This is a genomic window from Pseudomonas sp. MYb2, from assembly GCF_002979955.1.
Classification (GTDB): Bacteria; Pseudomonadota; Gammaproteobacteria; order Pseudomonadales; family Pseudomonadaceae; genus Aquipseudomonas.
On the sequence record NZ_PCQC01000013.1, the window covers coordinates 121,460 to 143,639 of the forward strand.

General features: G+C 59.5%; 24 protein-coding genes. 8 read left to right on the top strand and 16 right to left on the bottom strand.

The annotated features are described in order from the left end of the window. Positions 1–46: 46 nt before the first annotated feature. The 4 genes from CQ009_RS20860 to CQ009_RS20875 form a co-directional block, all read right to left on the bottom strand. Positions 47–646: a hypothetical protein gene (locus tag CQ009_RS20860; protein ID WP_105708516.1), complete on the bottom strand. Its 600-nt coding sequence runs from the start codon at positions 644–646 to the stop codon at positions 47–49. Positions 647–658: 12 nt separating this feature from the next. Next, a complete protein-coding gene (locus CQ009_RS20865) occupies positions 659–1,243 on the bottom strand; it encodes a papain-like cysteine protease family protein (RefSeq protein ID WP_064388343.1) in 585 nt (194 codons plus the stop codon). Between the two features lie 247 nt (positions 1,244–1,490). Continuing rightward, entirely contained in the window at positions 1,491–1,766 is a 276-nt protein-coding gene (locus tag CQ009_RS20870) for a hypothetical protein (RefSeq protein ID WP_105708519.1), read from the bottom strand. 63 nt (positions 1,767–1,829) lie between these two features. Next, entirely contained in the window at positions 1,830–2,564 is a 735-nt protein-coding gene (locus tag CQ009_RS20875) for a thioredoxin family protein (RefSeq protein WP_105708521.1), read from the bottom strand. 175 nt (positions 2,565–2,739) lie between these two features. Between CQ009_RS20875 and CQ009_RS20880 the strand changes: the two genes are divergently transcribed. Then, complete coding sequence (locus CQ009_RS20880; RefSeq protein WP_064388337.1) at positions 2,740–3,132, top strand: hypothetical protein; 393 nt, start codon at positions 2,740–2,742, stop codon at positions 3,130–3,132. Between the two features lie 83 nt (positions 3,133–3,215). Here the strand turns inward: CQ009_RS20880 and CQ009_RS20885 are convergent, their stop codons facing one another. The 3 genes from CQ009_RS20885 to CQ009_RS20895 all read right to left on the bottom strand — a co-directional run bounded on the left by CQ009_RS20885 (position 3,216) and on the right by CQ009_RS20895 (position 5,285). Further along, on the bottom strand, positions 3,216–4,085 hold the full coding sequence (locus CQ009_RS20885; protein ID WP_105708524.1) for a DUF6279 family lipoprotein: 870 nt from the start codon (positions 4,083–4,085) through the stop codon (positions 3,216–3,218). Positions 4,086–4,161: 76 nt separating this feature from the next. Further along, positions 4,162–4,878 carry a TorF family putative porin gene (locus tag CQ009_RS20890; RefSeq protein WP_064388333.1) on the bottom strand — a complete coding sequence of 239 codons (717 nt, stop codon included), beginning with the start codon at positions 4,876–4,878 and terminating at the stop codon, positions 4,162–4,164. A gap of 218 nt (positions 4,879–5,096) precedes the next feature. Beyond that, positions 5,097–5,285 carry a hypothetical protein gene (locus CQ009_RS20895; RefSeq protein WP_016985943.1) on the bottom strand — a complete coding sequence of 63 codons (189 nt, stop codon included), beginning with the start codon at positions 5,283–5,285 and terminating at the stop codon, positions 5,097–5,099. Positions 5,286–5,625: 340 nt separating this feature from the next. On the opposite strand from CQ009_RS20895, the gene CQ009_RS20900 reads away from it, so the two are divergent. The 3 genes from CQ009_RS20900 to CQ009_RS20910 all read left to right on the top strand — a co-directional run bounded on the left by CQ009_RS20900 (position 5,626) and on the right by CQ009_RS20910 (position 8,156). Further along, a complete protein-coding gene (locus CQ009_RS20900) occupies positions 5,626–6,462 on the top strand; it encodes a S1 RNA-binding domain-containing protein (protein WP_064388332.1) in 837 nt (278 codons plus the stop codon). A gap of 115 nt (positions 6,463–6,577) precedes the next feature. Continuing rightward, positions 6,578–6,982: a DUF2177 family protein gene (locus tag CQ009_RS20905; protein ID WP_105708527.1), complete on the top strand. Its 405-nt coding sequence runs from the start codon at positions 6,578–6,580 to the stop codon at positions 6,980–6,982. A 241-nt stretch (positions 6,983–7,223) separates the two neighbouring features. After that, positions 7,224–8,156 (top strand): DMT family transporter, encoded by a 933-nt coding sequence (locus tag CQ009_RS20910; protein ID WP_064388326.1) that lies wholly within the window; start codon positions 7,224–7,226, stop codon positions 8,154–8,156. On the opposite strand, the gene CQ009_RS20915 is transcribed toward CQ009_RS20910, so the two are convergent. Continuing rightward, on the bottom strand, positions 8,101–9,282 hold the full coding sequence (locus CQ009_RS20915) for an MFS transporter (protein ID WP_064388325.1): 1,182 nt from the start codon (positions 9,280–9,282) through the stop codon (positions 8,101–8,103). The two genes, CQ009_RS20910 and CQ009_RS20915, sit on opposite strands and share 56 nt — an antisense overlap. Before the next feature lie 104 nt (positions 9,283–9,386). Between CQ009_RS20915 and CQ009_RS20920 the strand changes: the two genes are divergently transcribed. Both CQ009_RS20920 and CQ009_RS30265 read left to right on the top strand, forming a co-directional pair. Then, positions 9,387–10,280 carry a LysR family transcriptional regulator gene (locus CQ009_RS20920; RefSeq protein WP_064388323.1) on the top strand — a complete coding sequence of 298 codons (894 nt, stop codon included), beginning with the start codon at positions 9,387–9,389 and terminating at the stop codon, positions 10,278–10,280. Positions 10,281–10,422: 142 nt separating this feature from the next. Further along, positions 10,423–10,551 (top strand): PA1414 family protein, encoded by a 129-nt coding sequence (locus CQ009_RS30265; protein WP_007914492.1) that lies wholly within the window; start codon positions 10,423–10,425, stop codon positions 10,549–10,551. A 105-nt stretch (positions 10,552–10,656) separates the two neighbouring features. On the opposite strand, the gene CQ009_RS20925 is transcribed toward CQ009_RS30265, so the two are convergent. The 6 genes from CQ009_RS20925 to speB all read right to left on the bottom strand — a co-directional run bounded on the left by CQ009_RS20925 (position 10,657) and on the right by speB (position 16,522). Further along, entirely contained in the window at positions 10,657–10,905 is a 249-nt protein-coding gene (locus CQ009_RS20925) for a phosphopantetheine-containing protein (RefSeq protein WP_064388321.1), read from the bottom strand. A gap of 43 nt (positions 10,906–10,948) precedes the next feature. Further along, positions 10,949–11,674 (bottom strand): MBL fold metallo-hydrolase, encoded by a 726-nt coding sequence (locus tag CQ009_RS20930; protein WP_105708530.1) that lies wholly within the window; start codon positions 11,672–11,674, stop codon positions 10,949–10,951. Between the two features lie 348 nt (positions 11,675–12,022). After that, positions 12,023–13,402: a sodium:solute symporter gene (locus CQ009_RS20935; protein WP_064388318.1), complete on the bottom strand. Its 1,380-nt coding sequence runs from the start codon at positions 13,400–13,402 to the stop codon at positions 12,023–12,025. Positions 13,403–13,578: 176 nt separating this feature from the next. Next, on the bottom strand, positions 13,579–15,081 hold the full coding sequence (locus tag CQ009_RS20940; RefSeq protein ID WP_105708532.1) for a cytosine permease: 1,503 nt from the start codon (positions 15,079–15,081) through the stop codon (positions 13,579–13,581). Between the two features lie 57 nt (positions 15,082–15,138). Next, positions 15,139–15,561, bottom strand: coding sequence for a nuclear transport factor 2 family protein (locus CQ009_RS20945; protein ID WP_064119611.1), 423 nt, complete (start codon positions 15,559–15,561; stop codon positions 15,139–15,141). Positions 15,562–15,571: 10 nt separating this feature from the next. After that, the gene (gene speB / locus CQ009_RS20950) at positions 15,572–16,522 is read right to left on the bottom strand and encodes an agmatinase (protein WP_003222717.1); all 951 of its coding nucleotides are present in this window, start codon (positions 16,520–16,522) and stop codon (positions 15,572–15,574) included. A 395-nt stretch (positions 16,523–16,917) separates the two neighbouring features. On the opposite strand from speB, the gene CQ009_RS20955 reads away from it, so the two are divergent. Both CQ009_RS20955 and CQ009_RS20960 read left to right on the top strand, forming a co-directional pair. Further along, positions 16,918–17,811, top strand: coding sequence for a LysR family transcriptional regulator (locus tag CQ009_RS20955; RefSeq protein ID WP_007956593.1), 894 nt, complete (start codon positions 16,918–16,920; stop codon positions 17,809–17,811). 5 nt (positions 17,812–17,816) lie between these two features. After that, positions 17,817–18,413: a tRNA-uridine aminocarboxypropyltransferase gene (locus CQ009_RS20960; protein WP_105708534.1), complete on the top strand. Its 597-nt coding sequence runs from the start codon at positions 17,817–17,819 to the stop codon at positions 18,411–18,413. Between the two features lie 121 nt (positions 18,414–18,534). Here the strand turns inward: CQ009_RS20960 and CQ009_RS20965 are convergent, their stop codons facing one another. Together CQ009_RS20965 and CQ009_RS20970 are read right to left on the bottom strand one after the other, a co-directional pair. Then, complete coding sequence (locus CQ009_RS20965; RefSeq protein ID WP_016985930.1) at positions 18,535–19,896, bottom strand: HlyD family type I secretion periplasmic adaptor subunit; 1,362 nt, start codon at positions 19,894–19,896, stop codon at positions 18,535–18,537. Positions 19,897–19,906: 10 nt separating this feature from the next. Beyond that, entirely contained in the window at positions 19,907–22,066 is a 2,160-nt protein-coding gene (locus tag CQ009_RS20970; protein WP_105708537.1) for a type I secretion system permease/ATPase, read from the bottom strand. Positions 22,067–22,180: the final 114 nt, after the last annotated feature.

A 22,180-nucleotide genomic window follows, 5' to 3' on the forward strand; every position in this document is an offset into this window, starting at 1 on the left:
GGCGTGCATGAAAAACCCGGACAATGTCCGGGTTTTTTTTCGTCCATCAGTTGCCGAGCTGGCCACTGGTGTCGGCGTCAAAGCGCCGCTTGGCTTGATCCGCTGCCGGTTTCAATGCGCCGAGAAGTGTTGCTTCGCTGTACAACCCGGTAACCGCCAACTCCTTGGGCGTCGGCTCGATCGGGATCAGCACGTCCTCACCGTCAGCATGCAGCCAGATCGCTACAACGTGCAGGGCTGAGACAAACAGCACACGCAACTCGACGCTCTTGCCTTGAAGTTGCGGCGCTTGTTCTGCCAGTTTCAGCGCACTCACCGTAGCAGCGGCGTGATCGCCGTGATTCAGCGAGGCGAATTCGACATGCCCGCGCACCTCGGCCAATTGCGCATCGGCAATCGTCACGCCGTCGGCAAAGACCAGGTAATGCCAGTCGCCGATTCGTGCGTCTTTCAGGCCTTTGCCTTGGCTCAGGTCATCCAGGCTGAGCGAATAGCCACGGTAGGCTTCGCTGAGGCTGATTTTCGCCGGTACAGCGTTGGCGAACTGGCGACTGGCGCCAAAACCCGGGGTTTGCAGCGCGGCTTGCAGGGCCGGGCGCAAGGTCTGTACGCCGTTGGAAGGCGCCTTTGGATAAGTCAGTTGCATGATGTCGCCCTCCTAATTTTTTACCGTGAAGTAAGTGTGAGTCCAGTTGCCGCCGCCATTGTAGGCACGGGGAAAGGCATTCAGCGCACGGGTCGAATAACCGTAGATCGAGTCCGCGACCAGCACGTAATCGCCGTTGGTGCCGTAGATCGTCAGGAAATGCGCACCGCCGCCGTACCAGGCACAGCGCAGGCCGACCGGGCGGCCCATGCTGATCTGGTTCTGGATCGCCGACATCTGCAGCGAACCCTGATTCATACCGTTGTAGCTGCGGGTGGTTTGCAGGGCCGAGTCCAGATAGCCGTAGACGTTGCACGGCCCTGGCTGATTGCAGCAGTTGCGGTCGAGCTGAGTGCTGGCCACACCGCACTGAGTCCAGTTGCCGGTGCCGTAATAGTTGCCGACCGAGGCGGAAACGGCGGCCCAGCACCAGTTGGTCTGGGTCTGTTGCTGCATGCTGAAGTTGAGGCTGCCAGCGGCAAAAGCGCTGGCGTGTTCTGCCGCTTCGACTTCGACCAGTTGTGGGTCGAGCAGATGACCGATGAGGCACCTTGGCAGTGATTCGCTGGTATAGGGTCTTGCTTCAGTGGTTAACATTTTTTCAATCCTCCATGAATGAAAACAAGCGTCCCGCTTGTAAGGGTGTTGCCGAGCGATCGGCGCTTGAGGGTTGCCATCTCCGATGGCGGTTGCCGATCTCCTTGCTCGATGTAACCGTAGACGGGTTATGCGTTTATGCAAATAAATAAATGCATTTGTGCATTTTCATGAGCAAAAGATCGCAGCCTGGGCAGCTCCTACGGTGATCGGCGTAGGAGCTGCCGCAGGCTGCGATCTTTTGTTTTTAACTTTCGGTTTTCTTCTCGGCCGTACCGAGTTCTTTCAACCGCTGATCAATCAACTGGCATTTATCCGGCAGATCCGCACTGGCCGTACCCAGATCCATCTTCTGCAACTCGGCATTGATCTCCTTGGCCTTGGCCGGATTCTGTTCGGTGAGCTTGGCAACTTCCTTGGCCAGTTGTTCGCGTTTGGCGGTGGCCTCTTCCGGCGTACAGGCCCAGACGGGCAAGGCGCAGGCAAGAGTGGCGGCGAGAGTGAGCTTGATCAGGGTTTTCATGGGGAGGGCCTCAGTTCCGGTTAAGGCGGGTTAACCGGTTGAGGCCTTTTTGCTGCGAAAAGTTCAGTCGCCATGGCAGCAGCTGGATCGGGTTTGCCCGTCATATCGATCATGATGCCGAACCCATTCCATGATCTCGTCTTCATTCCTGCCCTTGGGCGTGAGGTCGAGATAGTTGTAGGCACCGACCAGCATGTCGAGACCACGTGCATACGTTGAATAGGTGTGGAAGATGTCGCCATTTGCGTCGCGATAAAACACGCTCAGCCCGGGCATTTCTTCCTCGGCGCTGTCAGTTTTTTCGTAGTTGTAGGTAGCCGTTCCCGCCGCGACATCGTCGGCACGGGCACACACGCCGAAGTCATAGTTGAAGTCGCAGCCTTCTGACGACACCCAGTCGAATTTCCAGCCCATCCGTTGTTTGAACGCCTGAAACTCGTTGAATGGCGCATGGGACACAGCCACCAGCGCAATGTCGTGATGCGCCAGATGCTGGTTGGCGCCATCGATATGGTCACTGAGGAAAGAGCAGCCCTGACAACCTTCCTCCCAATCCTTGGCAAACATGAAGTGGTAAACGATCAACTGGCTGTGTTTACCGAATAGGTCGGCGAGTTTCAGTTCGCCGTTCGGGCCTTGAAAATGGTAATCCTTTTCGACTTTCAGCCATGGCAGCGCGCGACGTTCTGCGCTGAGGCGGTCGCGTTCCTTGGTGAAGGCTTTCTCGTGAGCGAGGTGTTGCTTACGGGCGGCGAGCCATTCTTCGCGCGATACCACCGGATGATTCTCAACGTTCATGATGATTTCTCCTGCGGGGTTGAAACCGTCTGTTTCAGACTAGTCGTTTAACCCTGCGGGAAATCGACAGACCGCCGGTCGGTGGTCGCGCAACATGCGGCTGAACGGCTGCGAGCGGCTCCGGTCACAACCTATGAACGCGCCATAAATCACGCGCACCGGAGGTTGAATCAGGATGACGACTTATAACTGGGATTTGATTGAGCGCTTGCTGCATGAAGTGCAAAACAGCGCCGGCCACAGTTTTGCCCCTCGGGCTTACGCCGAAGACTATGCGGCGGAAAAAGCCAGCGCCGGCGAGCCGATCGAGAACCTTGATCATCTGAAAACGCTGGCTTGCGACTATGAACGCTTGCTGTTGTTGCGTGGCTACATCGCACCGCGTCCGGATGAAGAGGGCAGCACCGGCAACAATTTTGTGCTGACGCCTCGCGGTTCCAGCCTGTTGAGCCTGATAGACAGCAGCATTCCCGGCAATGATCATCCGCGTGAGGTGCTGGATGAACAGGACGATCCGCTGGCCGAGGCGACGTTTGATGAAGTGGCTTCGAAGGCCCAGATCGCCTGAGGCTCTGAAAGCAGAAGATCGCAGCCTTCGGCAGCTCCTACACCGATCTCTGTAGGAGCTGCCGAAGGCTGCGATCTTTGTTTCTAGTTCTGCTTCGCGGCTTTGAGGCATTTGAGGTCGTTGAAGTCTTTACGCACACCCTCGATCTTCTTCAACAACCGCTGGCGCTGTTGCGGCGAGCTCTCAGCCATCAGATCAACCGCCAGCGAGCGTCCCTGCGCCTCAGTATCGGCGAAGGCCTTGCGGTAATCCGCTGTCCATAAACTCTCGCGATTGACCAGAAGGGTCTCGATTCTCTGTGGGAATTCGAGACTTTTGCGTTGCGCTACAGCCGCACTGAACTGCTTCTGCCAATGGGCCCGGTTGGCAATCCATTGGGTGTACTGATCGCCCAGGGCGGTCGACCACGCCATGACCCGCTGCTCTTGTGTGGCGCTCAATGGCCCAAGCCAATCGTTGAGGCGCTTGACCATGCGCGCGCCACGCTCGGCAATCTGTTGATCAAGCGGTGGTTTCAGGTACTCCTGCTGACGCTTGCGCAGATCCTTGGCAAACGCCTCATTCATCTCGGCCACTTGCTTGTCATCCAGACCTTGCAATAATTCGATGGCCGAAGGCGTGATTTCCTTCGCCGTTTGCGCAATCGCTTGCTTGGCTTCGACGGTGCGCGCCTGTAGCGCGGCATCGGTGACCTGATTGGTTTCGACCATGGTCTGCAAGCGATCCAGCCAGTCCAGATAGCCCGGTAATTGCGTGGTGCAATGCCAGCTCAGGTGATCCTTGAGCCGTTCGTTGAACCAGTCTTTCTGCTCGCCGTTCATGTCCAGGTAGTCGCCGAGCGTCCACGGAATGATCACGTCGAGATTGCGATAAGCCAGGCCGACTCGGCTGCAGGCGCCGAGGGCGAGGGTGAAGACCAACAGTGCGGCAATGTGTTTGAACCAGCGAGACATGAGCGAATCCTTGCATGGCCTGGCTTCGGGAGTCTGATTCTTATGTGATGCAGGATGCGCGCGGCAGTTCAGCCGATCAATAGAATGCGCGTTCGGCCTTGAGGGTGACGAGACCGTCGCACTGGCTGTTGTGCCCGGAGTAGGCCGAGCAATCGCTGCCGCTGAGGCTGGAGTTGCTGTAGATCAGGTCAAGGTCGACACCCATGAACGGCCGCGACAGTTGTACTGACCAATCGGTGAAACTGCTGACATAACCACCGTCCACGGCCACCGGTTTGTTCAATTGGTGGGTGGTGTATTTCATGCTGACGCCGATGCCGAACGGCTGATTGCCGCCAAGATCGGCAAACAAGGTGTTGTTCTGCTTATCCGGGTCGTTGCTCAATGCCACGCCGAAACGACTGCCAAGCAGGGTCAGGCCACCGAACAGCTCCTGGCTGTCGAGGGTTTCCACGCTGGGATAGCTGTAATGGATCATGCCGACTTCGTAGCCGAGGGTTTGATCGAAGGGTTGTTTAAAACCGACGTAGGAATCGATTTCGAGATTCTTGCCCGGCGTGATGCCCATGCTCGGCGCGTATTGGCCGACATAGAGGCCGCTGTCGTGGCTCAGATCGAGGCCGCCATGAAACGACCCGGCCGCCGAGGGTTTGACCAGGCCTTGGGCCATGCTGCGCGTTGGCGTGGTGCCGAGCTTGAGGTCGAAGTCGCCCATTTCACGCTGGAAAACTTGCGCGTGCGCGGTTGGACCGGCCAGCAGGCCAACGAGTAATAAACAGGATGTTTTGCGCATGCGTCACTCCATGAACAGCGAGTGCAGGACGGCGGGCCTGCTGAAACGCTTGATCCAGACGCGTGCAAGGATACCGGCGAATGTTCGGCATTGATGGCCGTTCGTCGATTTTCAGAATTTTTGGTATTTGATTTGTTTAAAGCGGGGAGGGTGTTTCGCGGTGCCAGTCCAGGCGCTTCGAAGCTCAAAGCGCCTCTGGACGGGGGTAAAACCGGGTGTTACTTCTTGCCCAGGCTGATCTGCTTGGACGGGCCGAACGTCTGGCCACTGACGCCTTTGGCAATTTGCTGGATCTCGCCGCCGGACTTGAGGAACGCTGCGATCTGATCGTTGATCGATTCGCTGGTTTCAACGGCTGGAGCTGGCTTTGCTTTGCTGGTGGATGCTTTTACACGCATGGCGGCCATTAACCTGTAGAAAAGTAACTCGGCCAGGCATCGTACAGGAATAACTTGACAATTGCTTGGTAAATATCCCCGGGAATAACCTAGCGCTGCACTGCAGTATGCTCGATTCAATATTCGAAATACTTGGCTAACCTGCTGTTTTAAATAAGAAGATTAATGGATTTCAGCGGTGTGGCGATATGCCGCGAGGGCGCACAGCCGACTGACGAGTGGCACCCGGTGCGGCGCAGATCAAGGAAAATCAAGGCGTTGCGCAGAATTCCCGGCAACCGCCGATCTACCGCCCGACGTCGCAGGCAAAAACGGGTAGAATGCCGCCCACGCAATGAGGGTTCTGGAAATGGCTTTAGTCGGGCGTTACAACAGTTTGCAAGTGGTTAAACACACTAACTTCGGTTTATATCTGGACGGCGGTGCCGATGGCGAGATTCTTTTGCCCAACCGTTATATCCCTAAAGATATTCCCAGCGAAGATGAAGACTGGCTCAACGTATTTGTTTATCTGGACAGCGAAGACAAACTTCTCGCTACCACTGAAAAACCAAAAGTTCAGGTCGGTGAATTTGCCAGCCTGAAAGTTGTTGAAGTCAACAGCATCGGCGTGTTCCTCGATTGGGGTTTGCCGAAAGACCTGTTGCTGCCGTACTCCGAAGAAAAACGGCAGATGACTGCCGGTGAATATTGCGTGGTGCACGTCTACCTCGACAAGCACACCCGCCGCATCACCGCCACTGCGCGTCTGGATCGCTACCTCGACAAGACCCCGGCGAACTACAGCCTGGGTCAGGAAGTTGATCTGCTGGTTGCCGAAGCCACTGACATGGGCTTCAAGGCGATCATCAACAACAAGCATTGGGGTTTGATCCACAAGAACGAAATCTTCAAGTTCATGCGCGCCGGCATGAGCGAGAAGGGCTACATCAAGGAAGTGCGCGCCGACGGCAAAATTGCCCTGAGCCTGCAACCGGTTGGCCAGGAAGCGGCCAGCAGCCTCAACTCGAAGATCCTCGCCAAGTTGCGTGATAACAGCGGCACGCTGCCGGTCAGCGACAAGAGCGATCCGGCGCTGATCAGCAGCCTGTTCGGCGTCAGCAAAGGCAACTTCAAGAAGGCCATCGGTGCGCTGTACAAGGAAGGCAAGATCGTTATCCACGCCGATCGCATTGAACTAACCTGAGCCACCGCTGGCCCCATGTAGGAGCTGCCGCAGGCTGTGATCTGTTGATCTTGTCTTTTAAAAACAAAGTCAAAAGATCGCAGCCTGCGGCAGCTCCTACATGAGGGCGGGTGTTATGAAGAAAACTCTGGTTGCCTATGTTGCGACGCTGATTGCGTTTCTGCTGCTCGACGGCATCTGGCTCGGCCTGTTGATGGCGCCGACCTATCGCGAACTGCTCGGTCCGCTGATGCTCGATAAACCGCTGCTGGTTCCGGCAGCGGTTTTTTATTGCCTGTATGTTTTCGGTTGTGTGGTGTTTGTGGTGCTGCCGGCCGTGACATGGCAATGGGCGGCGAAGCGGGGCGCGTTGCTGGGGCTGGTGGCGTATGGCACGTACGACCTGACCAATTGGGCGACGTTGCGTGGCTGGTCGGTGCAGGTGACGCTGATGGATTGGGCGTGGGGCACGTTTGCCACGGCGGTCGCCTGTGCTGTCGGGTTTTTGCTGGCGAGGCGGTTTGCTGGAGCTGATCGCTGACCCGCGTCGATTGAACTGACGCCATCGCGAGCAGGCTCACTCCTACCGGGGAACGCGATCAACTGTAGGAGCGAGCCTGCTCGCGATTGGCGGCGCAGCCGACAGCCATTCAGCGCTGACGCCACTGAAGCACAAAATGTCTTTTCCAGACGGCTTTTTCCGCCCGACTGATTGATAATCCTCGACACTGATTTCTGACCATTGGATGGCCTGCCATGTTGTGTGTGTTCGAGGTGTTGCGGTGAGTAGCGAGCGGCGCAATGCCGACCGTTTTGCCTTGCAGGTGATGATCGGCTTGTGCCTGATCTGGGGCGTGCAGCAAGTAATGATCAAGTGGGCCGCGCCAGACATTGCACCCGTGATGCAAGCGGCGGCGCGCTCGGGGATTTCCGCACTGCTGGTCGGCTTGCTGATCTGCTGGAGGGGCGGCTGGGACCAGGTCGGCGTTACTTGGCGCGGCGGTTTGCTGGCCGGTGCGCTGTTCGGTCTGGAGTTTTTCTTCATTGCTGAAGGTTTGCAACTGACCACCGCCGCGCACATGTCGGTCTTCCTCTACACCGCGCCGATTTTTACCGCGTTGGGCGTGCATTTTCTTTTGGCCAGCGAGCGCCTGCGGCCGTTGCAGTGGCTGGGGATCCTACTGGCGTTCATCGGTATCGCAATCGCCTTCGCCGGCGGTGTGTCGTGGGACAACCTCGACCGGCGTATGCTGCTCGGCGATGCCTTCGGCATATTGGCCGGCGCCTGTTGGGGGGCCACCACCGTGGTCGTTCGTGCCTCGCGACTGTCGGAAGCCCCGGTGACATTGACCCTGTTCTATCAATTGATGGTCGGCTTTGTCGGCCTGCTGTTGATCGCCTTGTTCAGTGGTCAGATCACCCATGTCAGCCTGACGCCCGTAGCGGTGGCCAGCGTGCTGTTCCAGGGCCTGGTGGTGTCGTTCTTCAGCTACCTGATCTGGTTCTGGCTGCTGCGCCGTTATCTGGCCGCCAACCTGGCGGTGTTCTCGTTCATGACGCCGCTGTTCGGCGTCACCTTCGGCGTGATTCTGTTGGGCGAACAACTGAGCGTGAATTTCGTCATCGGCGCCGTGCTGGTGTTGCTCGGCATCACCTTTGTCAGCGCCGAGCAGTGGCTGCGCAGGCGTTTGCGCCAAGCGCTGGGCCAGCGTTAGTCGATTGCATCGCCAGGCCGCCGGCGATCAGCAAACCGCTGCCGGCGATCACCAGCGCCGGTTGCAGGCCACCGCTGAAATGGCTGCTCAATGCTGCCAGTAATGGGCCGCTGAGCTGGCCGACGGCAAAGCACGCGGTCAGCAGTCCGGCGTTGCGCTGCGTTGCGTGGGGCGCGATTTCCCGTGAGCGTTGCATGACCAATTGCATGCAGGCGAGGAACGGCGTACCACACAGAATGACCCCCAGCGCCAGACCGAGGCCGCTGCTCAGCAGGCAGGCGAATACTCCCGCCGCTTGCAGCCATAACGTTGCCATCAACCAATGCCGGGTGGTCGCGGGGTCGTGACGACGCAGGCTCACCAGCAACACGCCGAGCGCGGCGGCCAGACCAAAGCACGGCCAGAACAGATCCGCCTGCCACTGTCCGTGGAACTGTGCGTTGGCCATTTGCGAGAGAAACGTCGCGGGGATGATGTAGCCGATGCCATACAGGGCATAAATGGTCGCCAGACGGCCGATACCTTGAGTCGGTGGGTTGGCGTCAGTCACAACCACCGGTAAGCCACCGACCGGCTGCGGCAAAATGCGCCAGACGCCGAGCATCATCACCAGTGCCGCAGCGGCGTAAATCAGCCACAGCGTCGCCGAGGTCTGATTGAGCAGGTGGGAGACCAGCGCCAACAACCCCGTCAGAAAAATCCCCAGCCCAGGCCCGGCAAATACCAACGCGCCCAAACGTGGACGACCCGCTGCCGCTGCCAGTGGCTGGCTTAAAGACGTGATCATCACCAGCACCCAGGCACTCGCCACCCCGGTGCCGAAGCGCAGCACCAAGTGCGACCAAAAGCCCGTGGCCCAAAACGACGCCAGCGTCAGCAAAACACACAGCCACAAGCCGCCGTGCAGGCGTCGCTGCACCTGCTGCGGGCGATGCGCAAACATCGCATCCACCGCACCGAGCAGGTAACCGAGGTAGTTGGCCGCAGCGATCAGACCGGCGGCCGTCAGGTCGAACTGACCTTCGCTGAGCAGGTGCGGCATTTGTGGCGTGAGGGCGAAACGACCGATGCCCATGGCCATCATCAGGGCTACGAAACAAGCGGATAAGCGAATCAGGGGCGACATGGTCGGGATTCCTATGAACGATCAATGACCGTCAGGCTAGGACTGATTGACTTTCTTTAAAATTGAATAATAGTGAGTAACTTGTTCTGTTATGGAGAAAGCTTGTGGAGTTCAGCCAATTGCGGATCTTTCAGGCCGTTGCCGAGGAAGGTTCGATCACCCGCGCCGCCGAACGCTTGCACCGGGTGCCTTCCAATCTGTCGACGCGGCTTAAACAGCTGGAAGAACAGTTGGGTGTCGAACTTTTCGTCCGTGAGCGTCAGCGTTTGCAGCTTTCGCCTGCGGGAAAAGTTCTGCTGGACTACACCGGCAAGTTGTTTGCGTTACGCGATCAGGCCAGTGCGGCGGTGATGGGCGGGCAGCCGGCGGGGGATTTTGTCCTCGGCACCATGTACAGCACGGCGGCGATCCATTTACCGGCGTTGCTCGCGCGTTATCACAAGCAATACCCGGCGGTGAACCTGCAGGTGCAGTCGGCGCCGAGTGGCGAGTTGCTCGAAGGTCTGCTTACCGGTCGACTCGATGCGGCGCTGGTCGATGGCCCGCTGGAACTGGCCGGACTCGACGGTGTGCCGTTGTGTGAAGAGCGGCTGGTGCTGATTACCGAAACCGATCATCCGCCCGTGCGCAGTGCCAAGGATGTCGAAGGGCGTTCGGTGTTCACCTTCCGTCAGGGCTGTTCCTATCGCATGCGCCTGGAGGCCTGGTACGCCCACTATCACGCAGCGATGGGCCGGGCGATGGAAATCGAGTCGTATCAGGGCATGCTCGCCTGCGTGATCGCCGGCAGCGGCGTGGCGTTGATGGCGGAGTCGATGCTTGCCAGTCTGCCGGGTCGCGAGAGCGTCGCGGCGCACCCGTTGGCCGAGCCATTCGTGGGTGCGACAACGTGGCTCATGTGGCGCAAAGGCATGGTCGGCGCCAACCTCAATGCCTGGGTCGAGGTGCAGCAAGCTGTCTATCCTGCGGCTCAGATCGAAACCCGCGAAACAGCCTGAACCAATGCCGGCGAATTCTGTTCAATTCAGTAACAGATCATTGCGGATTTGGCCGAGCATTGCGTAGGACTTCGGACTATTATCAGTGCGAAGCGGCCTCAGAATTCCGGCCGCTCAGCACCACCCTGAAGGGGGCATGACGATGAAAGAGAAAATTCAAAACTGGCTACACGACTTGGGTGTTGCCCTCGGCTTGATCGAACCGCCTCTGCAGCCTGTCCCGATCCGCACCGATGACGAGCAGCGTCGCCGTCAACAACGGCGCCGGTAACGCCACCGATCCGAGATCACAGGATTCAAGATCAAGAGATCGCAGCCTGCGGCAGCTCCTGCACGAATCAATGCAGGAGCTGCCGAAGGCTGCGATCTTTTGCTTTCAGTGCCGGCCAATCTCAAGCAAGAACCGGCTCAAGTCATTCGCAGTCTTCGCGGTCTTGAGCATGCGGTCTTCCTCGGCGGTGAACGCCGTCAGTCCGAATTCATCTTCCAGATGAAAGATCAAATCTTCGATGTCGGCTTTCTCCAGCCCCAGTTGCACCAGGCTGGTGTTGTCGTTGAATTCGCGGGTTTCCAGCAAACGCTGGATATATCGGTGCACGGCGGCACGCACGGCAGCTCTTCTCATGACAGATTTTTCTGATGGTTGTTCTGCTTGAGTGAAGCAGGCCTCAGGCGTGGCCGCGCAACCATTGGTCAATCATCGAGCGCAAATGCTCGCCGGCAAAACTGCCGAAATGCCCGCCATGCACCGTGCGAATCGGCAACGCCTGCAAACGTCGCAGGCTGCTGGCGTAATCCTCAAGATTGGAGTGGTAGGCGTCTTCGATCAGCGGCCCGTCGTAGATGATGTCGCCGCTGAACAGGGTTTCAGTGGCCGCTTCATACAGGCTGATGCCGCCCGGCGAATGTCCCGGTGTGTGCAGCACTTGCAGCGTGCGATTGCCCAGATCCAGCACATCGCCGTCCTCGACAAACCCGGTGGCCGGCGCGGCTTTGACCCGGTATTCGGCGTAGCACAACGGGCAGTCCGGGTGCGCCTCGAACATGTCATCGCCAACGAATGCGCGGCTCAGATCATTCTCGCCATTCGGCGCCGCCAGAATGTCCGCCTCGGCCGGGTGCACCAGCCGTTCAGCAAATTCATGATGCCCGGCGATATGGTCGAAATGGCAATGGCTGGCCACCGCCATCAATGGCCGCTCGGTGATCCATGGCAACTGCTCGCGCAGGCTGACCAGTCCTGAGCCGCTATCGAGCAACAGGTCTTTGTCGCGGCCTTGCACATGCCACAGGTTGCAGCGGTAGAACGGCCGAATATACGGCTCATGGATCAGCCGAATGCCATCGCTCAAGTGTTGCACTTCAAACCACTGATCGCGCGAAACGATCTTCATATTCACTTTTCTCCAGACGAAAAAAACGGGTGTGGCAAGTGGGCGTGTCCTCCCTTATTTCCTGCACCGCGCCGGATCTGATGTCGTGCAGGGCAAGGCGCGAGGAGCGTAGTTTGGTTTTTCCAAATAAGCTCCGAGCAACGCAGCCCTGCACGACATCAGCTCCGGCCCTCCGGGTTGTGCCTAAAAGCGAGCCAGGCTGCGTTGCAGTCCTTGGCAAGGAACAACCCTTACCTACGGACTGCGCCTTGCCTGGCTCGCTTTTAGGCGCAACGCGGTGCAGGAAATAAGGGAGGACACGCCCGTGCCACACCCGTCGAAGAAAGCATCAAGTCGTTACATCAGAGCTTAGATCGCACTCGCCACGGTTGCCGGGCGAGGGGAGAACAGGCTGACGACCACAAAACTCACCAGACCTGCGCCGAGGCTGTAGTAGATCGGCGTGTTGGCATCCAGACCGTCCTTGAACATGAACAGCAGCGAAGTGGCGAAACCCAGACCCATGGAGGCAATGGCGCCGGCGGTGGTCGCGCGTTTCCAGAAAATCGCGCCGATCAGCGGGATCAGCATGCCGCCCACCAACAGGTTGTAAGCGAGGGTCAGGGCGCTGATCACGTCATTCACCACCAGCGCGATACCCAGTACAACGATGCCGGTCAGCAGAGTGAACAGACGGTTGATGCCCAGGCTCGACTGTTTGCCGCCACGCAGTTTCGGCAGCAGGTCTTCAGTCAGAGTAGTGGCCGCGGCAAGGAGGCCGGCGCTGGCGGTGGACATCATCGCCGCCAGTGCCGCAGCGATCACCAGACCACGGATGCCGTCCGGCAGCGACAGTTTGACGATGGCGGCGAAGGCGTTGTTGACGTTGTCCAGATCCGGGATCAGCACGTGTGCAGCCATGCCGATCAGCGCGCAGGCCAGGCCGTAGAGGATGCAGTAGATGCCCGCGATGCTGCCGGCGTATTGCGCGACTTTCGCGGTCTTGACGGTGAACACCCGTTGCCAGATGTCCTGACCGATCAGGATGCCGAAGAAGTAGATCATGAAGTAGGTGATGATCGTGTCCCAGCCGATGGTGGTGAAGCTGAAGGCGGTCGCCGGCAGTTTCAGCACCAGTTCGTCCCAGCCGCCGACGCGGTACAGGCAGATCGGCAACAGGATGAACATCAGGCCCACGGTCTTGATGATGAACTGGACGATGTCGGTGAGGGTCAGCGACCACATGCCGCCGATCGCCGAGTAGATCACCACGACGCCACCACCGACGAGTACCGACACCCAGAATGGCAGATCGAACAGCACTTGCAGCACGGTGCCGATCGCCAGAATCGAGGTCACGCCGATCATCAATGCATAGGCGAGCATGATTGCCGCACTCGCCGAGCGGGCCATCGGGTTGTAGCGTTTTTCGAGGACCTGGGTAACGGTGTAGATCTTCAGTTTCAGCAGCGGTTTGGCGAGGAACAGGTTCAGCGCGACGATGCCGCAACCGAGGGCTGCGCACAGCCAGAAACCGGAGATGCCGTGCACGTAACCCAGACGCACGGTGCCGACGGTGGACGCGCCACCGAGTACGGTCGCGGCCATGGTGCCCATGTACAGGCTTGGGCCGAGGTTGCGACCGGCGACGAGAAAGTCCTCGTTGGTCTTGGCCTTGCGCATGCCGAAATAGCCGAGCAAGAGCATGCCGGCGGCGTAGATGAGGACGACGAATAAATCCAAAGCCATGATGGCGTGTCTCCGATTGTCTTTTTTATGGTGAAACAAATTTGGTTCAGCAATGCTGCCCACTGTGGGAGCGAGCCTGCTCCGGGCGGCGATCCGACGAAGGCGTCAGCACATTCAACAAAGATGTGACTGACAGATCGCTTTCGCGAGCAGGCTCGCTCCTACAGGGATCTGCGTCAGGCGGTCTGGCGCAGTTCAGGTTTTTCCAGGATTTGGCTACGTGCATCCTTCGGGCCGAACACTTCGCGCGGTTCCGGGAACAGGCTTAGCAGCGTCAGGTACACCACCGAGGCCAGGCCCAGAGTCACCGGCAAGCTGATGTCGATGCCACCGGCCATTTCACCCAGCGGGCCAACGAATTGCCCCGGCAGATTGACGAAGCACAAACCGACCACCGCGCTCGGGATCCATGCGCCCAGACCACGCCAGTTCCAGCCGTGGCTGAACCAGTAGCGTCCGCCCTGTTCGCCACGGGTGAACACTTGCAGGTCATCCGGGCAGTAGAAGCCGCGGCGCACCAACAGACCGATGATCATGATCACCATCCATGGCGTGGTGCAGGTGATGATCAGCACGGCGAAAGTCGACACGCTCTGCACCAGGTTCGCCGCAAAGCGGCCGATGAAGATGAAGGCAATCGACAGCACGCCGATCAGTAGCGTCGCTTTCACTCGCGAGAGAACACGCGGGAACACGCTGGACATGTCCAGCCCGGTGCCATACAGCGAGGTAGTGCCGGTGGACATGCCGCCGATCACCGCGATCAGGCACACCGGCAAGAAGAACCAGCTCGGCGACACAGCGAGCAAACCGCCGACATAGTTGTTCGCCGCGATGTAGTCCGGCGCCTTGATCGCGACGATGGTCGCGGTGGTCAGGCCGAACAGGAACGGGATGAACGTGGCGATCTGCGATAGCACCACCGCCGCCATGATCCGTTGCTTGGAGGTGTCACGCGGGATGTAGCGCGACCAGTCACCGAGGAACGCACCGAAGGAAATCGGGTTGCTCATCGCCACCAGCGCGGCGCCGATGAACGCGGCCCAGAAGCCCGGCTGACCGAGGCTGACGGTGCCCGCGTAATGCGCGTCGAAAGGACCGGCGAAGGCAAAGATGCCCAGCAGGAATAACAGGCTGGCGCTCCACACCGCGATCTTGTTCACCCACAGCAGAAAGCGGAAGCCGTAGATGCACACGGTCAGCACCAGGATCGCGATCAGACCGTAGGCCAGGCCCAGAGTCAGGTCGGTTTCCGGCAAGCCGATCAGGCGTTTCGCACCACCGATCAGCGCATCCCCCGAACTCCACACCGAGAGCGAGAAAAACGCGATGGCGGTCAACAGCGACAGGAACGAACCGACGATCCGCCCGTGCACGCCGAAGTGCGCACCGGACGACACGGCATTGTTGGTGCCGTTGAGCGGGCCGAACAGGCCCATCGGTGCGAGGATCAGCGAGCCGAGCAGCACGCCCGACACAATCGCCCAGACGCCGGCCTGAAAAGACAGACCGAACAGCACCGGGAAACTGCCGAGCACGGCGGTGGCAAAGGTATTCGAACCACCGAAGATCATCCGGAACAAGTCCGTCGGGCCTGCGCTGCGTTCGTGGTCCGGGATCTGTTCGACCCCGTGGGTTTCAATTTGCGTAAGGCTTTGGTCGTTGTTGTTGTTATTCATGATCTGCTCCGATCATAAAGGCGCGCCTCATCGTGCGTGAGGCGTCACCTGTTTTGGCTAAGGGGATGGCAGCCCTTCCGGCATTGCGGACAAATGTTCGTGGCAGGCCAGCCAATGGCCTTGTTGTTCTAGGCTCGACGCTTGTTTCTTGAAAACAATCGTCTCGCGCTCCTGGCTGAAGTGTTGCTCCCCTTGCATGCGCAGCTCGGTGGCCACGTCATGGATGAAAATCGCCACGTCACCCTGCAGGCTGACAAAGGCGTTGCTCGAGGTGCACGCAAGCACCTCGAAGCCATCCTCGGCGCGCCAGCTGTCCCACAAGGCCTGATAGGCATCGCGCGACAGCAGCGGCTGTTCGAGGGTGTAGAAGACGAAACTCGCATCGGCGCTGAACGCGCCGAAGTAAGCTTCGCGATCGTTACGGGCGAAGGCGGCCACCAGATCGGCAGCCGCTTGCAAAACCTGATCACGTTCGTTCATGACCCGACCCTCAGCGATGGACCACGCCAGGCAGTACGCAGAGCATTTCGTACAGCAGGTTGGCGGCCAGCAGCGAGGTGTTGCCGGTGGTGTCATAAGCGGGCGAGACTTCTACCAGATCGCAACCGATCAGGTCGAGGCCTTGGCAGCCACGGACGATTTCAATCGCCTGAATGGTCGTCAGACCACCGATTTCCGGGGTGCCGGTGCCAGGCGCCCAGGCCGGGTCGATACCGTCGATGTCGAAGCTCAGGTACACCGGACCGCCGCCGACTTTCTCGCGCACTTCGGCCATCAGCGGAGCCAGCGACTTGTGCCAGCACTCTTCGGCTTGTACGACGCGGAAACCTTGATCGCGGCTCCAGTTGAAGTCGTCAGCGGTGTAACCCTGCGCGCGCAGACCGATTTGCACCACGCGGTCGCAGTCCAGCAGACCTTCTTCGACGGCGCGACGGAAGGTCGTACCGTGGGCGATCTTCTCACCAAACATGTGATCGTTGACGTCAGCGTGGGCATCGATGTGCACCAGACCGACCTTGCCGTGCTTTTTATGAATCGCCCGCAGGATCGGCAGGGTGATGGTGTGGTCGCCGCCCAGGGTCATCGGGATCACGTTGTGCTCGAGGATGTTGTCGTAGGCTTCTTCGATGATGCGCACGGCGTCGAGCAGATTGAAGGTGTTGATCGCCACGTCACCGATGTCGGCCACCGACAGCGAGTCGAACGGCGCAGCGCCAGTGGCCATGTTGTACGGGCGGATCATCACCGATTCGGTGCGGATGTCGCGTGGCCCGAAGCGGGTGCCGGGGCGCAGCGAAGTACCGATGTCCAGTGGCACGCCAACAAAGGCAGCGTCCAGGCCGGCAGCGGTCGGTACATGGGGGAGTCGGAGCATGGTGGCGATGCCGCCGAAGCGCGGCATTTCGTTGCCGCCCAGTGGTTGGTGAAGAATCTTGTCCACGGGTAAAGCCTCATCGTCTTTGTTTTATTTATGTCGGCGCGCCGTGGAGCACGGGTTCGGACGCCGCTGTGGGGCCGATGATGCGAAATGTAGTGAGGGGAAAGAATCGCTACGGGCAAAAACTTAGTTCAGATTTTTCTAAACTAATGGCGAGGCTGGGATTAGACTTCGGCGGGTTCAAGATTGTGATCGGCTGGGGATTGCTGCCCTCACCCCAGCCCTCTCCCGGAGGGAGAGGGAGCTGATCGCCATTGCTTTTTAATTTTGAGTTCGACTCGATATTGCAGGTCGGCGTAAATCCTCATAACAGCTCGGTAGGCTCCCTCTCCCTCGGGGAGAGGGCTGGGGTGAGGGGCTTTTCCCACCGACACACAGTTGCAAAGCCCGGAGCAGACATGGCCAACGCTTTACCCGACCTGAAACTGTTGCGCATCTTCGTCAGCGTCGTCCGTCATCAGGGTTTCGCCAACGCGCAGCAGGAACTCAACCTGTCGACCTCGGCGATCAGCACCTACATGAGCCAGCTCGAAGCCGCGCTCGGCCTGGTGCTGTGCCATCGCGGGCGCGGCGGGTTCAGCCTGACCAGCAAGGGTGAGCTGTTCCATCAGGAAACCCTGCGCCTGCTCGCCGAACTCGAAGGTTTCGAGCAATACGCCGCCGCGCTCAAGGGCGAATTGCGCGGCACGCTCAACCTCGGCGTGATCGACTCCACCGTCAGCGACAAGGCCCTGCCATTCGCCGAGGCCATCGGCGCCTACAGTCAGGAACACCCGGCGGTGCATCTGCATTTGTCGGTGATGAGCCCCTACGAATTGCAACTCGGCGTGCAGGACAACCGCCTCGACCTGGCCATCGGTGCGTTTTCCACGCGCATGAGCGGTCTGGTCTACATGCCGCTGTACCGCGAGCAGCACTGGTTGTATTGCAGCAGCCGGCATCCGTTGTTCAACGAGCGGCGGATTCCCGAGCAGGTCATCACTCAGCAACGCATGGTCGGTCGTGGTTACTGGAGTCAGGCGGAATTGGCCCGGCACGGTTTCAAACACAGCGCCGCGACCGTGGAAAGTATGGAAGCGCAACTGATTCTGGTGCTGTCCGGCGCCTACATCGGTTACTTGCCGGAGCACTACGCGCAGGCCTGGGCCGACAAGGGCGACCTGCGCGTATTGCTGCCGGCGACGTTCGGTTATCAGGCACCGTTTTCAATGATCATGCGCCGGGGCCGTAGTCGCGAACCGCTGATTCAGACGTTCCGTGATCTGCTTAAAGCTCAGTTGAATCAGGCGTAAACAACATGTCCAGACCTCAATGCCCGCGCTGCCTGCGTCCACAAACCCATTGCCTGTGCCCGCTGATTCCGAGCCTCGACAGCCGCACGCGGGTGCTGCTGTTGCAGCATCCGAGTGAAGTTAATCATGCGCTGAATACCGCGCGGCTGGCGGCGTTGGGGTTGAGCAATGCCGAGCTGATTGTCGGTGAGGTGTTCGAGGATTTGCCGACGCTGTTGAACCGGCCGGGGTATCAGGCGCGGTTGTTGTTTCCGGCTGATGACGCGCAGCCGATGCAGGCTTACGGCGAGTCTGATGAACCACTGTTGCTGGTGGTGCCGGACGGCACCTGGCGCAAGGCGCGCAAGATGCTGCACCTCAATCCGCTGCTGGCGGCGTTGCCACGGGTGACGCTGGCCGAGGGCGGGGTGTCGCGCTATCGCTTGCGCAAGGCGCCGGGACCGGGGGCGTTGTCGACCATTGAGGCGATTGTGCAGGCTTTGCAGACGCTGGAACCGTCGGCGTCATTCGAGCCGTTGCTCAAACCGTTCGAGGCGTTGATCGAGGGGCAGATTGCGGCGATGGGGGAGGAGACCTTTCAGCGTAATCATGCCGAAAGATAATTGTCGTTTGGACTGGCGCTATCGCGAGCAGGCTCACTCCTACAGGGGGAACACATTCCAAATGTAGGAGTGAGCCTGCTCGCGATAGCAATTGTTCAGTCAACGCAGGTTACGGCGAGATTTACCGTTCGCGCATCGCCTCGGTCCGCGCTTTCAGCACCGGTTTCAACAGATAATCCAAGACACTCTTCTCCCCGGTAATAATGTCCACCGTCGCCACCATCCCCGGAATGATCAGCAGCGGTTTCACATCCCCGCCCAAATGGTTTTTATCGGTGCGCACCTGAATCAGATAAAAGCTGTTGCCCTTGTCATCGGTAATCGTGTCGGCGCCGATCAACTCAAGCTTGGCGCTCAACCCGCCGTAAATCGTGTAGTCATAGGCACTGAACTTGACCATGGCTTTCTGGCCCGGATGCAGGAACGCGACATCCTGCGGGCGCACTTTGGCTTCGATCAGCAGGTTGTCTTCCAGCGGCACGATTTCAACCATGTCGCTGCCCGGTTGAACCACGCCACCGATGGTGTTGACCTTCAATTGTTTGATCACCCCATGCACCGGTGAGGTCACCGTCGTGCGGGTGACGCGGTCGTCGATGGCGATGCTGGTCGCGGTGATTTTCGACAGATCGGTGCGTTTCTCATTCAGCTCTTTCGCGGCTTCCGAGCGGAAGGTCTGTTCCGACTCGTCGATCTTGCTGCGGATCTCGGCAATCGCTGATTCGGCGCGGGGAATCGCTAGAGTGGTGGCGTTCAACGAGCCACGGATTTCCACGGCGCTGCGTTTCAGCCGTAGGATTTCCACGGGCGAGACCGCGCCGGTTTTTACCAGCGGTTCGGACATGTTCATCTCTTGCTGCAGCAACGCCAGACTGGAACTGAACTGGCCCTGCTTGGAGCGAAATTCGGCGAGTTCCTGAGTCTTCTGCCGCAGTTGTTCGCTCAACGTACGCTGCTCGCTGGCCAGCCGGCGCTGGCGTTGTTCATACAGCGAACGCTCGTCTTCGGCGACTTGCGGTGCCTTGGCGATCACCTCATCAGAGAGCTTGAACGGCCGGCCCTCGGCCTCCGCCGACAACCGTTCGACCTGCGCGGTCAGCGCATAGCGATCGGCCTCGCTCTCGCCCTTGTTCGAGCGAAAGCGCGTGTCATCCAGACGCAGCAGGGTGTCGCCCTTATTGACCATTTGCCCTTCACGCACAAAGATTTCGGTAACGATCCCGCCCTCAAGGTTCTGGATCACCTGCACCTTGCTCGACGGAATCGCCTTGCCTTCGCCCATGGTCACTTCTTCGAGCACGGCGAACTTGGCCCAGACCACCGCGCTGATCAGCAGCGCCGCCGCCAGCCACACGGTGATCCGCGACCAGCGCGGCGAATCCTGCAGCGAAGCACCGGCGGTTTCCGGCATGAATTCCGCTTCGGCGCTTTTACCGAAACTGTCGAAGTAGCCGCGATCTTTGCTATCGGAGGAAGCAGACATGGGGCAACTCCTAGACCGCCGCCGAGCCGACACGGCCCTTGCGCAGTGCATCGATGACCGCTTCTTTCGGACCGTCGGCGACGACCCGGCCGTTGTCCAGCACCAGCAACCGGTCCACCAGACTCAGCATCGAAGTGCGGTGGGTCACCAGCAGTAAGGTTTTGCCTTGCACCCAGCCATGCAGTTTCTGCCGCAGCAAGTCTTCACTGCTGTTGTCCATGGCGCTGGTGGGTTCGTCGAGCAGCATGATCGGCGGATCAAGCAATAGCGAACGCGCCAGCAACACGGCCTGGCGCTGGCCGCCGGAGAGCAATTGTCCGCGCTCGCCCACCGGCCGATCGAAACCTTGCGGATGCTGGCGAGCGAGTTCGGTCACGCCGGTCAGTTCGGCCACTTCGAGCATCCGCGAATCGCTGATGTAACGTGCGCCGAGGGTCAGGTTGTCACGCAGGCTGCCGGCCAGCAGCGGCAGGTCGTGGGCGACATAACCGATCTGCTGGCGCAGGTCGGCGACATCGAGTTGGCGCAGGTCGAGGCCGTCGAGCAGCAGTTGGCCTTCTTCGGGTTCGTAGAAGCCCATGACCAATCGCGCCAAGGTGCTTTTGCCCGAACCGCTGCGGCCAATGATGCCGACCCGCTCGCCGGGTTTCAGGCTGAAGGTGACGTTGCTCAGCGCCGGCGCATTTTGACCGTTGTAATGGAAGGTCACGCCGTTGACGTCCAGCGCGCCTTGCAACTGCGTGCGCTCCAATGGCCGCTGTTTGCCGTCACGTTCCTGCGGCAAGGCCATCAGCGCATCAGTGCTTTTCATGGTCAGTTGCGCTTGCTGATAGCGCGTGATCAGCCCGGCGATCTGCCCCAGCGGCGCGAGCACACGGCTGCCGAGCATGTAACTGGCGACCAGCGCACCGACGCTGAGATTGCCGGCGATGATGCTGTAGACCCCGGCGACAATGGTCGCCATCCCTGAGAATTGTTGGATGAACAATGTGCCGTTGGTGGCCAGCGCCGACAGGTTGCGCGCATGGCTGTCGAGGCGGGTGAGGGCGCCGTGGGTGCTTTCCCATTTGTGCTGGCGCTCGCTTTCGGCGCTGCAAGCCTTGAGGGTTTCCAGGCCACCGAGGGTTTCGATCAGCACCGCTTGGCGTTCGGCACCGAGGCTCAGGCTCTTTTGCACGGTGTCGCGCAGGCGCACTTGAATGATCATCGCGAAGACGATGGTGATCGGAAACGCGAGTAGCGGAATCACCACCAGCCAACCGCCGAGCAGGCCGATCACCACCAGCATCAGTACCACGAAGGGCAGGTCGATCAGGCTGGTCAGCGTCACTGCCGTGAGAAATTCGCGCAGGCCCTGAAAGTCATGAATGCTCTGCGCAAAACCGCCGATGGTCGCCGGCCGCGCCTTCATCGACATGCCGGTGATGCGTTCGAATAAAGTCGCGGAAAGGATCACATCGGTTTTCTTGCCGGCAGTGTCGAGCAAGTGTGCACGCACCACCCGCAACACCAGCTCGAAACCGGTGCCGATCAGCAGCCCGATCGACAGCACCCACAAGGTCGAAGTGGCCTGATTCGGTACCACGCGGTCGTAGGTCTGCATGACGAACAGCGGCACCATCAGGCCTAAAAGGTTGATCAGGAAACTCGCGAGAATCGCATCGCTGTAGAGCCATTTTGACAGTTTCAACGTGTCGCGAAACCACGCATGCACCCGTGGCACCAACGGCGAGCGCAGGTCTTCGAGTTCGTGGCGCGGACGGGCGAACAAGGCCTGGCCGCTATAGTGCTCGGTGAGTTCTTCGCGGCTGATCCATTGCTCGCCGCCATCGGCTTCGCTGGGCAGGATCAGCGCTTTGCCGTCATCGCCGAAACGCCGCAACACGGCGGTGCGGCCATCGTTGAGCAGCAACAGGATCGGCAGGTTGAGCGGTGAAATATCTTTCAGATCGCGGCGCAAGATGCGCGCCTGCAACCCGGCCCGGGCAGCGGCGCGCGGCAGCAAATCCAGGCTCAGGCGTTGTTTGTTCAAGGGCAGCCCGGCGCTCAGGCTGGCCCGACTGACGATGGCGCCATGCAGTTTGCAGAGGATCAACAGACCGTCGAGTAACGGATCATCGAAGCTCAGCCGCGGATCAATCCCGGAGTGGCCGGGTTCCATGCTGGTCATATTGATCGCCTCTGTTGAACGGGCACGGGAATCCACACATTGATCGTTCCCACGCTCCGCGTGGGAATGCAGCCCGGGACGCTCCGCGTCCGAAAGCGGACGCAGAGCGTCCAT

What these genes read in the sequence shown, in the direction of transcription:
- CQ009_RS20970 (WP_105708537.1), bottom strand. Translation starts at nt 22,066, where the DNA reads ATGACCAGCATGGAACCCGGCCACTCCGGGATTGATCCGCGGCTGAGC.
- CQ009_RS20875 (WP_105708521.1), bottom strand. Translation starts at nt 2,564, where the DNA reads ATGAACGTTGAGAATCATCCGGTGGTATCGCGCGAAGAATGGCTCGCC.
- CQ009_RS20865 (WP_064388343.1), bottom strand. Translation starts at nt 1,243, where the DNA reads ATGTTAACCACTGAAGCAAGACCCTATACCAGCGAATCACTGCCAAGG.
- CQ009_RS20940 (WP_105708532.1), bottom strand. Translation starts at nt 15,081, where the DNA reads ATGAATAACAACAACAACGACCAAAGCCTTACGCAAATTGAAACCCAC.
- CQ009_RS20945 (WP_064119611.1), bottom strand. Translation starts at nt 15,561, where the DNA reads ATGAACGAACGTGATCAGGTTTTGCAAGCGGCTGCCGATCTGGTGGCC.
- CQ009_RS20965 (WP_016985930.1), bottom strand. Translation starts at nt 19,896, where the DNA reads ATGTCTGCTTCCTCCGATAGCAAAGATCGCGGCTACTTCGACAGTTTC.
- CQ009_RS20925 (WP_064388321.1), bottom strand. Translation starts at nt 10,905, where the DNA reads ATGAGAAGAGCTGCCGTGCGTGCCGCCGTGCACCGATATATCCAGCGT.
- CQ009_RS20905 (WP_105708527.1), top strand. Translation starts at nt 6,578, where the DNA reads ATGAAGAAAACTCTGGTTGCCTATGTTGCGACGCTGATTGCGTTTCTG.
- CQ009_RS20935 (WP_064388318.1), bottom strand. Translation starts at nt 13,402, where the DNA reads ATGGCTTTGGATTTATTCGTCGTCCTCATCTACGCCGCCGGCATGCTC.
- CQ009_RS20895 (WP_016985943.1), bottom strand. Translation starts at nt 5,285, where the DNA reads ATGGCCGCCATGCGTGTAAAAGCATCCACCAGCAAAGCAAAGCCAGCT.
- CQ009_RS20880 (WP_064388337.1), top strand. Translation starts at nt 2,740, where the DNA reads ATGACGACTTATAACTGGGATTTGATTGAGCGCTTGCTGCATGAAGTG.
- CQ009_RS20960 (WP_105708534.1), top strand. Translation starts at nt 17,817, where the DNA reads ATGTCCAGACCTCAATGCCCGCGCTGCCTGCGTCCACAAACCCATTGC.
- CQ009_RS30265 (WP_007914492.1), top strand. Translation starts at nt 10,423, where the DNA reads ATGAAAGAGAAAATTCAAAACTGGCTACACGACTTGGGTGTTGCCCTC.
- CQ009_RS20900 (WP_064388332.1), top strand. Translation starts at nt 5,626, where the DNA reads ATGGCTTTAGTCGGGCGTTACAACAGTTTGCAAGTGGTTAAACACACT.
- CQ009_RS20870 (WP_105708519.1), bottom strand. Translation starts at nt 1,766, where the DNA reads ATGAAAACCCTGATCAAGCTCACTCTCGCCGCCACTCTTGCCTGCGCC.
- CQ009_RS20930 (WP_105708530.1), bottom strand. Translation starts at nt 11,674, where the DNA reads ATGAAGATCGTTTCGCGCGATCAGTGGTTTGAAGTGCAACACTTGAGC.
- CQ009_RS20890 (WP_064388333.1), bottom strand. Translation starts at nt 4,878, where the DNA reads ATGCGCAAAACATCCTGTTTATTACTCGTTGGCCTGCTGGCCGGTCCA.
- CQ009_RS20955 (WP_007956593.1), top strand. Translation starts at nt 16,918, where the DNA reads ATGGCCAACGCTTTACCCGACCTGAAACTGTTGCGCATCTTCGTCAGC.
- CQ009_RS20885 (WP_105708524.1), bottom strand. Translation starts at nt 4,085, where the DNA reads ATGTCTCGCTGGTTCAAACACATTGCCGCACTGTTGGTCTTCACCCTC.
- CQ009_RS20860 (WP_105708516.1), bottom strand. Translation starts at nt 646, where the DNA reads ATGCAACTGACTTATCCAAAGGCGCCTTCCAACGGCGTACAGACCTTG.
- CQ009_RS20915 (WP_064388325.1), bottom strand. Translation starts at nt 9,282, where the DNA reads ATGTCGCCCCTGATTCGCTTATCCGCTTGTTTCGTAGCCCTGATGATG.